Annotated in this window: 8 protein-coding genes, 1 other RNA gene and 1 pseudogene; 6 read left to right on the top strand and 4 right to left on the bottom strand. The window is 63.2% G+C overall.

Annotation, left to right across the window (positions count from 1 at the left end; genetic code table 11):
• Position 1 precedes the first annotated feature (1 nt).
• Together KWO_RS06915 and pdxH are read right to left on the bottom strand one after the other, a co-directional pair.
• Entirely contained in the window at positions 2-418 is a 417-nt protein-coding gene (locus KWO_RS06915; RefSeq protein WP_010369119.1) for a YjfI family protein, read from the bottom strand.
• Positions 419-598: 180 nt separating this feature from the next.
• Positions 599-1,198, bottom strand: coding sequence for a pyridoxamine 5'-phosphate oxidase (pdxH, locus tag KWO_RS06910; protein WP_010381128.1), 600 nt, complete (start codon positions 1,196-1,198; stop codon positions 599-601).
• Between the two features lie 168 nt (positions 1,199-1,366).
• On the opposite strand from pdxH, the gene KWO_RS06905 reads away from it, so the two are divergent.
• From KWO_RS06905 to mdtD, 6 genes and pseudogenes are all read left to right on the top strand, one after another.
• Positions 1,367-1,909 (top strand): shikimate kinase, encoded by a 543-nt coding sequence (locus tag KWO_RS06905; protein WP_010369117.1) that lies wholly within the window; start codon positions 1,367-1,369, stop codon positions 1,907-1,909.
• The gene (gene aroB / locus KWO_RS06900; RefSeq protein WP_010369115.1) at positions 1,906-3,018 is read left to right on the top strand and encodes a 3-dehydroquinate synthase; all 1,113 of its coding nucleotides are present in this window, start codon (positions 1,906-1,908) and stop codon (positions 3,016-3,018) included. Before KWO_RS06905 ends, aroB begins: the two co-directional genes overlap by 4 nt.
• A gap of 292 nt (positions 3,019-3,310) precedes the next feature.
• Positions 3,311-3,388: non-coding RNA, sX9 sRNA (locus tag KWO_RS06895), on the top strand.
• 65 nt (positions 3,389-3,453) lie between these two features.
• The gene (locus KWO_RS06890) at positions 3,454-3,705 is read left to right on the top strand and encodes a WGR domain-containing protein (RefSeq protein WP_010369113.1); all 252 of its coding nucleotides are present in this window, start codon (positions 3,454-3,456) and stop codon (positions 3,703-3,705) included.
• Positions 3,706-3,719: 14 nt separating this feature from the next.
• Positions 3,720-4,784 (top strand): uroporphyrinogen decarboxylase, encoded by a 1,065-nt coding sequence (hemE, locus tag KWO_RS06885; RefSeq protein WP_010369111.1) that lies wholly within the window; start codon positions 3,720-3,722, stop codon positions 4,782-4,784.
• Between the two features lie 499 nt (positions 4,785-5,283).
• Positions 5,284-6,704 (top strand): annotated as a pseudogene (mdtD, locus tag KWO_RS06880) (multidrug transporter subunit MdtD).
• 30 nt (positions 6,705-6,734) lie between these two features.
• Here mdtD and KWO_RS06875 read toward each other — a convergent pair.
• Both KWO_RS06875 and KWO_RS06870 read right to left on the bottom strand, forming a co-directional pair.
• Positions 6,735-10,280: a hybrid sensor histidine kinase/response regulator gene (locus KWO_RS06875; RefSeq protein ID WP_026113168.1), complete on the bottom strand. Its 3,546-nt coding sequence runs from the start codon at positions 10,278-10,280 to the stop codon at positions 6,735-6,737.
• A 344-nt stretch (positions 10,281-10,624) separates the two neighbouring features.
• Positions 10,625-14,140 carry an ATP-binding protein gene (locus KWO_RS06870; RefSeq protein ID WP_017113515.1) on the bottom strand — a complete coding sequence of 1,172 codons (3,516 nt, stop codon included), beginning with the start codon at positions 14,138-14,140 and terminating at the stop codon, positions 10,625-10,627.
• Positions 14,141-14,172: the final 32 nt, after the last annotated feature.

The following is a 14,172-nucleotide window of genomic DNA, read 5'->3' as shown; positions in this document are numbered from 1 at the left end:
TTTAGGAAAAGAACGGCTTGAGAGATTCGGCGGCTTCCAACGTATTGGCCGCCAGGGTCTGGATTTCTTCGTCGATCTGGTCGAGCGTCGACGATGCTGACAGTTCGCCGAAGACCACGTAGCGGTCCTCGCCGTCGACCTGGACCAAGCCCAGGTTGGACAAGGGGTTGAGCGGATTCAGACGCAGGCAGGCGTCGTTGAAGGCGGCGCGGTCGTTGACGTGGTCGGCATGGGCCAGCAGCGTGGACACGAAAACCTGTGAGCCGGAAGCGGCAACCTGGATCTGCATGTCGCCATGGTCGGCCAGGGTGAGATTGATGGCCGGCTCCAGGCCGTCGATCAGTTCGACATGGATTGGCTGGCCACGGTAGCGCTCGGCCAGCAAGCCGTGCAATTCGACAGTGGTGTACTGCGTCATACGATGTCCTGTCCTTTGGTCATGCGGCGGTGGTGATGCAGCAAGAGTCCTGCAACGACCGGACATACTACAGACTGCCTGTGACCGGCAGAAAGGGCCGAAAGTCAGCTAGCCGGGCGCGCGGCTAGCGCGGCAAACCGCCCGTTCAGCTGGCTCGCAGCCCTACACCGAGCTGCGGGCTCACGGATATAGCATCCGTTTGCTCCAGTGGCTGGCCGCGTCGGCCTCGTAGCGCCAGCGCTCATGCAGGCGGAACTTGGCGCCGTACCAGAACTCGAACGCCTGCGGCACCACCCGGAACCCGCCCCAGCCATCCGGTCGCGGCACCTCGCGCCCTTCGAAGATCGCCTCGACCTTGGCAATGGCCGCGTCGAACTCCTCGCGCGAGCCCAGCGTCTGCGATTGCAGCGAGGCCCACGCGCCGATCTGGCTCATGCGCGGGCGCGAGGCGAAGTACGCATCGGATTCGTCCGCGCTCACCAGTTGTACGCCGCCTTCGATACGCACCTGGATGCCGGCCTTGCGCAGGCTGCGCCACAGGAACAGCAGCGCCGCCTGCGGGTGGGTCTGCAAGTCGCGGCCCTTTGCGCTGTCCAGATGGGTGTAGAACACGAACCCGCGCGCGTCGAAGGCCTTGAGCAACACGGTGCGCGCGCTCGGCCGGCCATCGATGTTGGCAGTGGCCACGGTCATCGCGCTGGCTTCGAGTTCGGCGCTGTTCTGCGCCTCGGCATACAGCGCGGCAAAGGTGGCGAGAGCTTCTGCGTACAGATCGGTCATGACGGTGCGTGGCAGCCAGATGGGGGCCTATTGTGGGCGCATCGCCCGCGCTTCGCCTATGCACCGCGATTGAATCACCTGATCATGGCTCGATGCGTCTGGCGGAAGCCGGGAACTGATCCGCACGATCGGCCCGGCCAGATGGCGTGAATGCTACGATCCCTGCGCATGAACCCCGCACCCAATCTCGTGATGGTCGGCCCGATGGGCGCCGGAAAAAGCTGCATCGGCCGTCGCCTGGCCGAGCGCTTCGGGCTGGAGTTCGTCGATGTGGACCAGTCCATCGTCGAACAGGTGGGCAGCAGCATCCCGGAAATCTTCGAGCAGCATGGCGAAGCCAGGTTTCGGCAGCATGAGGCGGACACTTTGCAGGCGCTGCTGGAACAGGACAACAAACTGATTTCCACCGGTGGCGGCGCAGTGCTGGATCCAAACAACCGCCAGCGCATCTGCGCACGTGGGTTTGTGGTGTATCTGCATGTCAGCGTGCCGGCGCAGCTGACGCGGTTGGCGCGCGACCGCAATCGCCCGCTGCTGCAACGCGCCGACCGCGAACAGGCGCTGCACGCGATGGCCGCGCGCCGCACCCCGCTGTACCAGGAGGTCGCCGACCTCAGCCTGGAAACCGATCATCTTTCCCCCGCCGAGGCCACCGCGCAGCTGGTGCTGCGTTTGGCGGCGCAATGGCGCATGTCGAGTCCCCCCGCATGACACTTCCCCATTCCTCGCGCAGCGTCGATGTCGACGGCGCTCAGCCTTACACCATTACCATTGCGCCCGGCCTGCTGGCCGACGGCGCGCGCCTGGCCCGCCATGTGCGTGGTCGCCACGTGTTGCTGCTCAGCGACTCGCAGGTGGCCCCGCATTACGCCGCCGGCGTGCGTGCCGCGCTGTTGAGCGCGCGCCCGGACCTGCAGATTGGCGAGTTGGTCATTGCTGCCGGCGAAGCCTCCAAGACGCTGGACACCTTCGGCTCTGCGATCACCGCGTTGGCCGAACTGGGTGCCACCCGCGACGCCTGCGTGTTCGCGCTGGGCGGCGGTGTGGTTGGCGACCTGGCCGGCTTTGCGGCGGCGTGCTGGATGCGTGGCGTGGACTGCGTGCAGCTGCCCACCAGCCTGCTGGCAATGGTGGATTCCTCGGTCGGTGGCAAGACCGCGGTGGACATCCCGCAGGGCAAGAACCTGGTCGGCGCCTTCCATCCGCCGCGTGCGGTGATTGCCGACACCGACACCTTGCGCACCCTGCCCGCGCGCGAACTGCGCGCCGGCCTGGCCGAGGTGATCAAGTACGGCGCCATCTGCGACCCGCTGTTCTTCCAGTGGCTGCACGCCGAGCGCCGTGCGCTGCTCGATGGCGATGCAGCGGCGCTGGCGCAGGCCATCGCCCGCAGCTGCGAGCACAAGGCCGAGATCGTGGCGCGCGACCCGTTGGAAAAAGGCGAGCGTGCCCTGCTCAACCTGGGCCACACCTTCGGTCACGCCATCGAAACCGAGCAAGGCTACGGCGCGCCCGGCAACACCAACCTCAACCATGGCGAAGCCGTCGCAGTCGGCATGGTGCTGGCGGCGCGCCTGTCGGCCGCACTAGGCATGAGCGATGCGCAAGCCACCGAGGCCTTGCGCGCCCTGCTGCACGACTTCGACCTGCCCACCGAGATCCCGCCCGGCCTGACCCCGGAAGCCCTGCTCGCGCGCATGCGCCTGGACAAGAAAAACATCGCCGGCCGCCTGCGCCTGGTGTTGTGGCGCGGCATCGGCAAGGCCGAGGTGGTGCCGGATGTGGAAGAGGCGGCGGTGCTGAAGATCCTGGCGGGATAAGGCCAACCGGGCAATAAGGCACGGAACGCTGGACGCCCGCACCCAGCTGCCGCCGATCACCACGCTCACTCTGTAGGAGCGCCCCTGGGCGCGATGGGGCCTTCCCGACAAATCCCTATCGCGCCCAGGTGCGCTCTACGCACTGCCCGCCACCGTCTGCAGGGGGTCGGCACCTCGCTCGGGAGCGCACCGGCAAGCGTGGACGCCCAACGACGCTCCCTTCGCAACTAAGAGCGGCTAACAAAACTACTGCGCAGCCGCCAGGCGGGCGCGGCCTGTGCTCGGAATCGGCATGTACCACTCGTACACTCCGGTTCCTGTGCGCCGTCCGCACCCACCTGACGACTGCTCGCTACGTTTTTTGTTAGCTGCTCTAAAACACCCGGACGCGCCACTGCTCTCTGCTTTCAGCAGCGCCCGGCTACAATCGGCCGCATGCGCATCCTTCTACAACACGATCCCGGCGGCAACGCGCCGCTCCGCTACGTCCAGCTGACCCTGCAACCGGATCTGTTCGGGGGCTGGGAATTGCTGCGCGAAACCGGCGAGATCGGCGGACGCACGCAATTGCGACGCGACCAGTACCTGCAACAGGATGAAGCGGACCGCGCCTTCGACAAGGCGCGCGACACCCAACTCAAACGCGGCTTCCAACTCATCACCGGCGGCGCCGACGCGCCGCGCTGAGGACACACCTTCCCATGCTCAAGAACGATCGCCTGCTGCGCGCCCTCAACCGTCAGCCCGTGGACCGCACCCCTGTGTGGTTGATGCGCCAGGCCGGCCGCTACTTGCCGGAATACCGCGCCACCCGCGCGCGCGCCGGCAGCTTCCTGGGCATGGCCAAAAACCCGGACATCGCCTGCGAAGTGACCTTGCAGCCGCTGCAGCGCTTCCCGCTGGATGCCGCGATCCTGTTCTCCGACATCCTCACCATCCCCGATGCGATGGGCCTGGAGTTGTATTTCGTCGAAGGCGAAGGCCCCAAGTTCCGCCACCCGGTGCGCGATGCTGCTGCCATCCACCGTCTGGGCGTGCCGGACATGGAAACCGAGCTGCGCTACGTGATGGATGCGGTGCGTGTGATCCGCCGCGAACTGGACGGTTCCGTACCGTTGATCGGTTTCTCCGGCAGCCCGTGGACGCTGGCCTGCTACATGATCGAAGGCGGCGGCAGCAAGGAATACGCACGCATCAAGGCCATGGCCTTCAACGCGCCGGAGTTGCTGCACCACCTGCTCAACACTGTCACCGACGCGGTGATCGCCTACCTGGCCGCACAACGCGCCGCCGGTGCGCAAGCGCTGCAGGTGTTCGACACCTGGGGCGGCGTGCTCTCGCCGGCGATGTACCGCGAATTCTCGCTGCCCTATCTCACCCGCATCGCGCGTGAGCTGGAACGCGGTGAAGGCGCAGAGCGCACCCCGCTGGTGCTGTTCGGCAAGGGCAACGGTGCCTACGTGGCCGATCTGGCCGCCAGCGGCGCCGAAGCGGTGGGCGTGGACTGGACCATCTCGCTGGCCGACGCCGCGCAACGCGCAGGCGGCCGTGTCGCCCTGCAAGGCAACCTCGACCCGGCCACCCTGTACGGCTCGCCGGAAGCGATTCGCACCGAAGTCGGCAAGACCCTGGACAGCTATGCGCAAGGCAATGGCGGCTCGCGCGAAGGCCACGTCTTCAACCTCGGCCACGGCATGTCGCCGGATATGAATCCGGAGCATGTAGGCGTGCTGGTGGAAGCGGTGCAGAGTTTGAGTAAGCGCTAATCACGCCATCGAGGGCCGGAGTTCCACGGCCACCGGCCCTTACGCGTGGCGCTGCCACGTCGCGCGCTGCGCCACAGCATCGACGCACTCTGAAAAAACGCGCGCGCTTGCCTTGCAGTCATCACGAGCTGGCTGCTGATCTGAGCGTATGTCATCGCAGCGCAGGCCCGGCACGCACACGATGCGCTGCAGAATGACGCAGCCATGGCGTTCGCGGCTGTGTTCGGCTGGACGCTGACAGCTGTCACGTGGCGCTGATCTGCTCGTCGTCCAGGCCCGCCGCGCATGGACGCGCAATGCCGCTAACGCAGGCGCGCATGCGAAACCTTCGTCGAAACTATCTCTTCGGCACGCCGACCTCGCCGAGCACGCACGCACGCAGCCGCGGTTTGCGGTCTCGACATCGGCCACCACACAGCATGCATCGCCGGTGAGCACACCGTTCCGCGCCGTGCACAAGAGGGAGGGGATAATGCAGCGTTCCCTCCACTACGCCCCCATGTCTCAGCCCGTTCCCATCTTGCGCGCCTACGACAGCATCAAGCCGTTGCTATGGCTGGTGTCGCTGGCCATCTTCATGCAGATGCTGGATGCGACCATCGTCAATACGGCGTTGCCGTCGATGGCGCGCAGCCTGCACGAAAGTCCGCTGCAGATGCAGTCGGTGGTCTTCAGTTATGCGCTGGCAGTGGCGATGTTCATCCCCGCCTCGGGCTGGATTGCAGACCGCTTCGGCACGCGGCGCACCTTCCTTGCCGCGATCATCGTGTTTACCCTGGGGTCGTTGCTGTGCGCAGCCGCGCAGCACCTGCCGCAGCTGGTGGCGCACGCGTGGTGCAAGGCATTGGCGGTGCGATGTTGCTGCCGGTTGGGCGGCTTGCGGTGCTCAAGACGGTGGCACGCGCAGACTTCCTGCGTGCGATGAGCTTCATCGCGATTCCCGCGCTGATCTGCCCACTGATCGGCCCGACCTTGGGCGGCTGGCTGGTCGAGGTCGCCTCATGGCACTGGGTGTTCTTGATCAATTTGCCGATCGGGGTGATCGGGTTTATTGCCGCGCTCAAGATCATGCCGGATCACTATGGGGATGCACGCAGGCGCTTCGATCTGGTCGGCTACCTGATGCTGGCGTTTGGCATGGTGGCATTGTCGCTGGCCCTGGATGGCATCTCGGAACTCGGCCTGCGCCACGCGTTTGTGATGTTGCTGGCGATCGGCGGACTTGCCGCACTGGCCGGCTACTGGCTGCATGCGGGCAATACCACCAATGCGTTGTTTCCGCTGGCGCTATTCAAGGTGGCGAGCTACCGCATCGGCATTCTGGGCAACCTGTTCGCGCGCGTGGGCAGCGGCTCGATGCCGTTTCTGATCCCGTTGTTGTTGCAGGTGGGCCTGGGCATGAGCCCGATGAATGCCGGGCTGATGATGGTACCGGTGGCGCTGGCCGGCATGGCCGCCAAACGCGCGGCGGTCAAGCTGGTGGGTCGCTTCGGCTATCGGCGCGTGCTGATGCTCAACACCGTGTTGGTGGGCGTGGCCATGGCCAGCTTTGCGTTGATCGATATCGGCCAGCCACTGTGGCTGCGCCTGGTGCAGCTGGCCTGCTTCGGCGCGGTGAATTCGCTGCAATTTACCGTCATGAACACCGTGACCCTGCGCGACCTGGGCCACGACCAAGCCAGCCCCGGCAACAGCCTGCTGTCGATGGTGATGATGCTGTCCACCGGTTTCGGCGCAGCAGCAGCGGGTAGCTTGCTGGCCGCGTTCAACACGCATCTGGGCGATACGCATGGAGCCACCGCAGCGCTGCATGCCACTTTCTTGTGCGTTGGCGGTATCACCTTGTCGTCGACGTTGATCTTCTGGCAGCTGGCCGAGACGCGGCCGCATCCCAAGGAAGTGGAAGCGGTTGCCGAGTAGCGGCAGCGCACCGTCACGTGTCGGTGGCGGCTAGATACCGTCGCGCGGGCTCGCACGCCGCAGCGCCTCGGCGATGGTGTCGGCCAACATATCGCCGGTGAGCGGCTTGCGCAGGAAGCTGTTGAAGCCGGCTTCCAGTGCGTTCGGTTCGGCGGCTTCATCGGAGCGTGCAGTCACGGCAATCAACGGCATCTCGTAGCCGAACACGCGCAGTTGCCGCGCCAAGGCGAAACCATCCAGCCCGGGCAAATCCAGATCCAGCAACGCCAGATCGAAGGCATTGTCGGCCGCCTCTGTCAACGCCGCCAGGCCGTGCGGTGCATGCACGACCGAATGCCCCTGCGCACGCAACAAGCCGATAATGACCTCGGCGATGGTTGCGTCGTCTTCCACCAGCAGGATGCGCTGCGGTTCGACCGCGTTGCCGGCATGCGCCACTTCGCCGCCCAGCGGTGCATTGGATGCCACCCAGCGCAGCGGCAGATCCACCACAAAGCGGGTCCCCGCACCCAGCCGGCTGATCACTTCGATATGCCCGCCCATCGCCATCGCCAGCTCCTGGCAGATCGCCAGGCCAAGACCACTGCCGCCGTAGCGGGAGGTGGTTCTGGCACCATCGCCCTGCTCGAAGCGCTGGAACAGGCGCGCCTTCTGTTCGGCATTGATGCCCGGGCCCGTGTCGGCCACTTCAAAACGCAGGCCTTGATAGGAGCCGAGCGTGGTCAACTTCAAACCGACCACGCCGCGCTCGGTGAATTTGATCGCGTTATTGAGCAGATTGAGCAGAATCTGCCGGATGCGGGTGGAATCACCGCTGGCGGTGATGTCGCCGAGCAGCCCGATTTCCAGGCTGAAACGCAGGCCGCGTTCCTGCGCCAACGGTGCCATCAGCGCTTCGACCTCGGCCACGAGTTGACGCACCGAAAATGGCTCGAAATCCAGTTCCAGCCGGCCCGATTCGATGCGGGCCAGATCCAGCGCATCGTTGACCAGCCGCAACAGATGCGCACCCGCGCGACGGATCGATTCGGTATAGCTGCGCTGCGTGGCATCTTGCGAGGTCTTGAGCAGCAATTCGCTCATGCCCAACACGCCGGTCATCGGCGTACGCACTTCGTGGCCAAGCGTTGCCAGGAATCGCGTTTTCGCCAAAGACGCCTGCTCGGCCAGTTCCTGCTTGTGCACTGCCAGCTGCCAGGCAGTCAAGCGACGCAGCCGGCGCCGATACAGCAAGATGGCCGCAGCAATCACGCACAAGGTCAGCAAGGCCAGCAAGCTCAAACCCCACGGTGACAGCCACCACGGCGGCAATACCTGGAAACGCAGCGTCTGGCTTGCCGACCAAATGCCATCGGCCGTGCGCCCCTGCACTTCCAATGTGTAATGACCTGAAGGCAGGCGTGAAAACAGGCGCTCGCCCGTGGAGCCCACATCGACCCAGTCCGGGTCGTAGCCGCTCAAACGGAAGCGGTAACTCGTCGATTCGGGGTTGGTGAACGTGGGCATTCGCGCCACGATATGCAGGTCGCGATCGCCGTCCTGCACTTGCAGCGGGGTCTTGCCGGTGACATCCAGCTCGCGCTCACCGCGTCGCAGGCTGACGCGTTCGATCAACAGCTGCGGCCGACGTAAATTTGGGCGCATCGTCGCTGGATCGAACACCACGATGCCATCGGATGTGCCACCCAGGATCTGCCCCGTGTTTGCCTGCACCAAGGTCGCCACCTGCAGGGGCGAGCTGGGAAGTCCATCGTGCACGTCGTACACACGCACCAGCTTGCTGCCGGGGTCGACCCGAATCAGGCCACGATGACTGGAAACCCAGGCCACGCCGCCGGCATCGACCACCAGGCCGGTCGGCGAGACCTTCGGAAACTCCTGGTCCCTCCCCACCGTATCCACAAGCGTGAGCTGCTTGCCGTCCCAGAGATAACGCCGGAGTTCTCCGGCCAACCCAACCCAGACGATGCCCCCATCGGCCTGGCGAAACACATAGGTCGGCAGGGACGGCGCACCACGCACGGCAACGAACTGGTCGGCATGCGGGTCCCATCGCCACAGCCCGGCATTGTTGCTCAGCCAAATCTGTCCATCCGGGCCGATCCGCATATCCAGGACGGTCAGCGCTTTCAGCCCGTGGCTTCCATAGTCGATCGTTCTGAGCAGTTGGCCCTCGCTGCTCCACAGTTGCACCCCGTGCGTCAGCAATGCGACCCAGATGCGTCCTTGCGCATCCTCGGCCATCCTGCCCGGCCTGCCGGCGATCTCGGGGTCGGCTGCGGGATGTTGCAGGTGCTTGAGCAGCGGCCAACGCTTGACCTGGCTTGTTCGCGGATCGTACCGAACCAGCGCGCCCTGTACACCGATCCAGACAGTCCCCAGTTTGCTTTCAATGACGGTGTCGGGAATGCGCTCTGGATCGACCGGGGCCAGATGTCGCTCGATGCGGCCGGTGACCGGATCGAAGTGCTCAAGCGCACCGCGTGTACCGACCAGCCAGATGCCGCCCGTGCGCGAAGGTGCTGTCGCAACGACCGAGGGATTGGCGAGAGATTGCGGATCATCCGCGCGGTGCGAGAACAGCGCGAAGGTGTCCCAACGCGGGGGCAGATGCCACAGCCCGCCCTCCAGACTGGCGAACCACAGTCCTCCCTCGCGGTCCTCGTAAGCGGTAATCCAATTCCGGTTGACCAGACCGTGGGCTGAAAAACTGTAGACCGGCACGCGTTCGACGCCGCCGCTGGCGCTCATCCCGAGGCCGGTGTCGGTATCCAGCCAATAGCGCCCAACCCGATCGCGCAACAGCACGCCTTTGACCTGCGGCTTGGCCGTGAGGCTGTGCCAGGGACGAGGCGCGTGCGGCCCAACAGTGTTGAACTGGACCGTATTGCCATCAAAATCGGCAACCCATAGCACCTTGCCGTCGGGCTCCTTGTACAACCGGTTGACTGCCTGGGACGGGCCGGGCAGCGGTACGCGCTCCAGGCGTCGACCATCCCAGTGCACCAGCCCGCCCCAGGTGCCGATCCACAGCGCGCCGTCGGGCGCAACCTCAAGACCGACGACGTTGTCGGACGGCAAGCTCGCCGGATCACCGGCCTTGGCAGAGAAGTGCTGCATGCGTCCGTCGGGACGGTACCGATAGAGGCCTTGCTTGGCGGTGCCGATCCAGATATCGCCGTCCGGCGTTTGTGCCAATGACCACAAGGTCGCGTCGCGCAGTTCCGGGAAATGCGGATCTTCCAGCCGTTTGAACGTGCGCGTGTTCGCTTCCAGATAGCCAACGCCGCCATCTTCGAAGCCCATCCACACCCGATCATGGGCATCGACACAGATGGTCCAGACCACATTGCTGGTCAGGCCATCTTCCATCCGCCAGATGCGGTAATTGCGGCCGTCGAACCTGGCCAACCCATCATCGCTGGCAAGCCACAGATACCCCTGTTTGTCTTCGGCCAATTGATTGATCGTGTCGGACGGCAGTCCGTCGGCAATCGTCAGCTGAATGGGCACCGGTGTCGCTGGCGTACGCGCCTGCACTGGAAGCACTGCCAGACACAGGCACACCCAGAGCACAACGAGTAGCCAATGGGGCAAGCGGGATAGAAGGCGCACCGGATCAACTTCACAACAAGTCGGCGCATAGTGCGGGCCACACGCGGTGCGGGCAAGCCCGCAGCTGTGCGTGCGGCTGCGTCTGCGCTCTGCTTTCAAGAGGTTGCGGTCGCGTCATTGGTAAGCCGCTCCATGCCGCAGTGGTCGCGAACAGCGAGCCCAACCGCGCATTTCACTGAGACCACTGTCTGGCCTTTCGACATCATCACGAGCTGCATCGCGGTTCGACAGCCCGCGGCTGAAGGAGCGCACCGCATGCCGCCCAGTTAGCGCTAGCGTTGATGACAAGGCATCCGCACAGCATGTTATCGCTTGCCGCGTAACGCCTCGGCGATGGTGTCGGCCAGCATGTCGCCGGTAAGTGGCTTACGCAGGAAACTATCGAAGCCTGCTTCCTCTGCATTCGGTTCGGCGGCTTCATCGGAGCGTGCGGTCACGGCGATCAACGGCATCTCGTAGCCGAACACGCGCAGTTGCCGCGCTAACGCAAAACCATCCAGCCCAGGCAGATCCAGATCCAGCAATGCCAGATCGAAAGTGTTGTCGGCCGCCTCGGTCAACGCCGCCAGGCCGTGCGGCGCATGCACGACCGAATGCCCCTGGGAGCGCAATAGGCCGATGATGACCTCCGCAATGATCGGGTCATCTTCCACCAGCAAGATACGCTGCGGTTCGACGGCCATATCGGCAGGGGTTGGCTCGCCATCGAGTGTGGCATTGGAGGTCACCCAACGCAGCGGCAGATCCACCACAACGCGCGTCCCCGAACCGAGCCGGCTGATCACCTCGATATGCCCGCCCATGGCCATCGCCAGCTCCTGGCAGATCGCCAACCCCAGACCACTGCCGCCGTAGCGTGAGGTGGTTCTGGCACCATCGCCCTGCTCGAAGCGCTGGAACAGGCGCGCTTTCTGTTCGGCATTGATGCCGGGCCCTGTGTCGGCCACTTCAAAGCGCAGCCCTTGATAGGAACCGAGCGTCGTCAACTTCAAACCGACCACGCCACGCTCGGTGAATTTGATCGCGTTATTGAGCAGGTTGAGCAAGATCTGCCGGATGCGGGTGCAATCGCCGCTGGCGGTGATGTCGCCGAGCAGTCCGATTTCCTGGCTGAAACGCAGGCCGCGTTCCTGTGCCAATGGCGCCATCAACGCTTCGATTTCGGTCAAGAGCTGACGCACCGAAAATGGCTGCAGATCCAGTTCCAGACGGCCGGATTCGATGCGCGCCAGATCCAACGCATCATTGACCAGCCGTAGTAGATGCGCGCCCGCGCGGCGGATGGAATCGGTGTAACTGCGTTGCTTGGTATCCAACGACGTCTTGAGCAGTAGTTCGCTCATACCTAAAACGCCGGTCATCGGCGTTCGCACTTCGTGGCCGAGCGTTGCGAGGAATCGGGTCTTGGCCAGGGACGCCTGCTCGGCCACTTCCTGTTTGTGCACCGCCAGCTGCCAGGCAGTCAAGCGACGCAGGCGACGGCGGTACAACAAGATGGCCGCAGCAATCACGCACAAGGTCAGCAAGGCCAGCAGGCTTAAACCCCACGGCGAAAGCCACCATGCTGGCAGCACCTGAAAACGCAAAGTCTGGCTTGCCGACCAGATACCGTCGGCAGTGCGCCCCTGCACTTCCAGCGTGTAACGACCGGCCGGCAGGCGGGAGAACAAGCGTTCGCCACTGGGCCCCACATCGATCCAATCCGGGTCGTAGCCGCTCAAACGGAAGCGATAACTTGTCGATTCGGGATTGGTGAACGTGGGCATTCGCGCCACGATATGCAGGTCGCGATCGCCGTCCTGCAGTTGTAGCGGCTCCACGCCGGTCACATCCAGTCCGCGCTCGCCACGACGTATCCCCACACGCTCAATCAACAGGGGTGGTTGGCGTGTATTAGGACGCATTTGGGCTGGATCAAACAGCACAACACCATCAGGCGTCCCGCCTAGAATCTGCCCACCCGTTGCTTGGACAAGCGTGCCTCCCAGAAATTCTTGATTGGGAAGCCCGTCATGCACCCCGTAGATCCGCACCATTTTGCTAGCGGGGTCCACCCTGATCAGACCGCGCGCACTCGACACCCAGGCCACGCCCGCGGCATCTACTACAAGCCCGTTCGGTGCCACCATGGGGAAATCCTGCGCTCCGCCAATGGTGTCCAGATGGGTAAGGCTCGTGCCATCCCAGAGATAGCGCCGCAGCTCGCCCATCAGTCCGATCCATACGACACCTGAGTCGGTGAAACCGACTACATAATTCGCTGAGGAAGGCGCGCCTTGTACCGTGACAAAAGTGTTTGCTTTTGGATCCCAGCGCCTCAAGCCAGTTGAGCTGGCTAGCCACATTTCCCCATCGGGACCAAGCCTAAGGTCGTAGACGTTCGACGTATCAAGGCCATGAGTGCCTTGTGCTATTTCTCGAATCAGTCGTCCCTCTTCATCGCGAATCTGCAATCCGGTATTAGTTGTGTAAATCCACAGCCGGTCCTGTGCATCCATTGCCAGGCGTTCTGGACTGTCGTAACCCACCGATGCCGAGTTGGTAGAAAGCGGCCAGCGTTTCCGCTGCTTAGTACGAGGATCATAGCGGACAAGCGAATAAGGCAGCCCTATCCAGACGTATCCGCTTTTGCTTTCAATCAGAGACGTTGGCCAGCGCAATTCATAAATTGGCTGCAGATGACGTTCAAGCGCCCCATTAGCTGGATTCAAGCGCTCAAGAACGCCACGCGTCCCGGCAATCCACATTCCACCAGATGCAGAAACTGCCGAAATATTTACAATAGGATTGGAAATCGATTGACGATCATCTGCGTGATAAGACAGTACCGCAAAGGTGCTCCAGTTAGGAGGTAAATGCCAAAGACCACCATTAAGGCTAGCGAACCATAGCCCACCCTCGCGATCCTGGTATGCACTTGACCAGCTAGGCTTTACAAGCCCGTGCGCCGAGAGGCTGTAAATCGGCACATTAACGACATTTTTCCCATCCGAGACCCCCAAACCCGCCATCGTATCCAACCAATAGCGCCCAACACGATCACGCAAAAACATACCTAAAACACGTCGATCTTTTTCGTTTTTATGCCAAGGCTGCGTTACAAACTGCCCTCGTGAATTCAACTGATATAGGTGATAATTCGTATCAGTAATCCAGAGAATTCCGTGCGAATCAAGCCGCATTCCGTTGACAGCTTGTACGCCCCCAGCCAATCGCACACGCTCAAAGCTCTTCCCTGTCCAGCGCGCAACGCCTGAGTTACCGCCGATCCACAGCGATCCGTCCGGCGTGACCTGTAAGGAATTGACATTATTCCCCGGCAAACTATGTAAATCATCCGCCACAGATATAAAGTGCTGCATTCGGCCATCCGGCCGCCGGCGATAAAGCCCGTTTCTTGCCGTTCCAAACCATAGATCGCCGTCGGGCGTCTGCGCGATCGCCCATACGGTGATGCGCCTAAGCTCAGGAAACTGCGCGCTTTCCAAACGCTTAAATGCACGCTGCTTAGGATCCAGAACACCCACGCCACCATTATCGAAGCCGACCCATAGTCCGTCGTCAACATCGACTTTTAAAGCCCAGACAAAATTGTCTGTCAACCCGTCCTCCATTCGCCAGATGCGGTAACTTCGCCCATCGAACCGGGCCAGGCCATCGGCAGTTGCCAGCCATAGGTAGCCATTTTTGTCCTCGGCAAAGTCGTTCACTGTGTTGGACGGAAGACCGTCGGCCACAGTGAGTTGGACCGGCACAGGAGTGGTTGGCACTGCCGCGGAGGCAAGCACGGGCACCGCGGTGATCAATAGAACCAACCACATTGCAGCAAGGTGGCGACCGAAAGCGGGACAAA

The organism is Xanthomonas vasicola pv. musacearum NCPPB 4379 (genome assembly GCF_000277895.2).
Taxonomy (GTDB): domain Bacteria; phylum Pseudomonadota; class Gammaproteobacteria; order Xanthomonadales; family Xanthomonadaceae; genus Xanthomonas; species Xanthomonas vasicola.
Note: the sequence above shows the minus strand (reverse complement) of the source record. Positions and strands in the feature narration are given on the sequence as shown.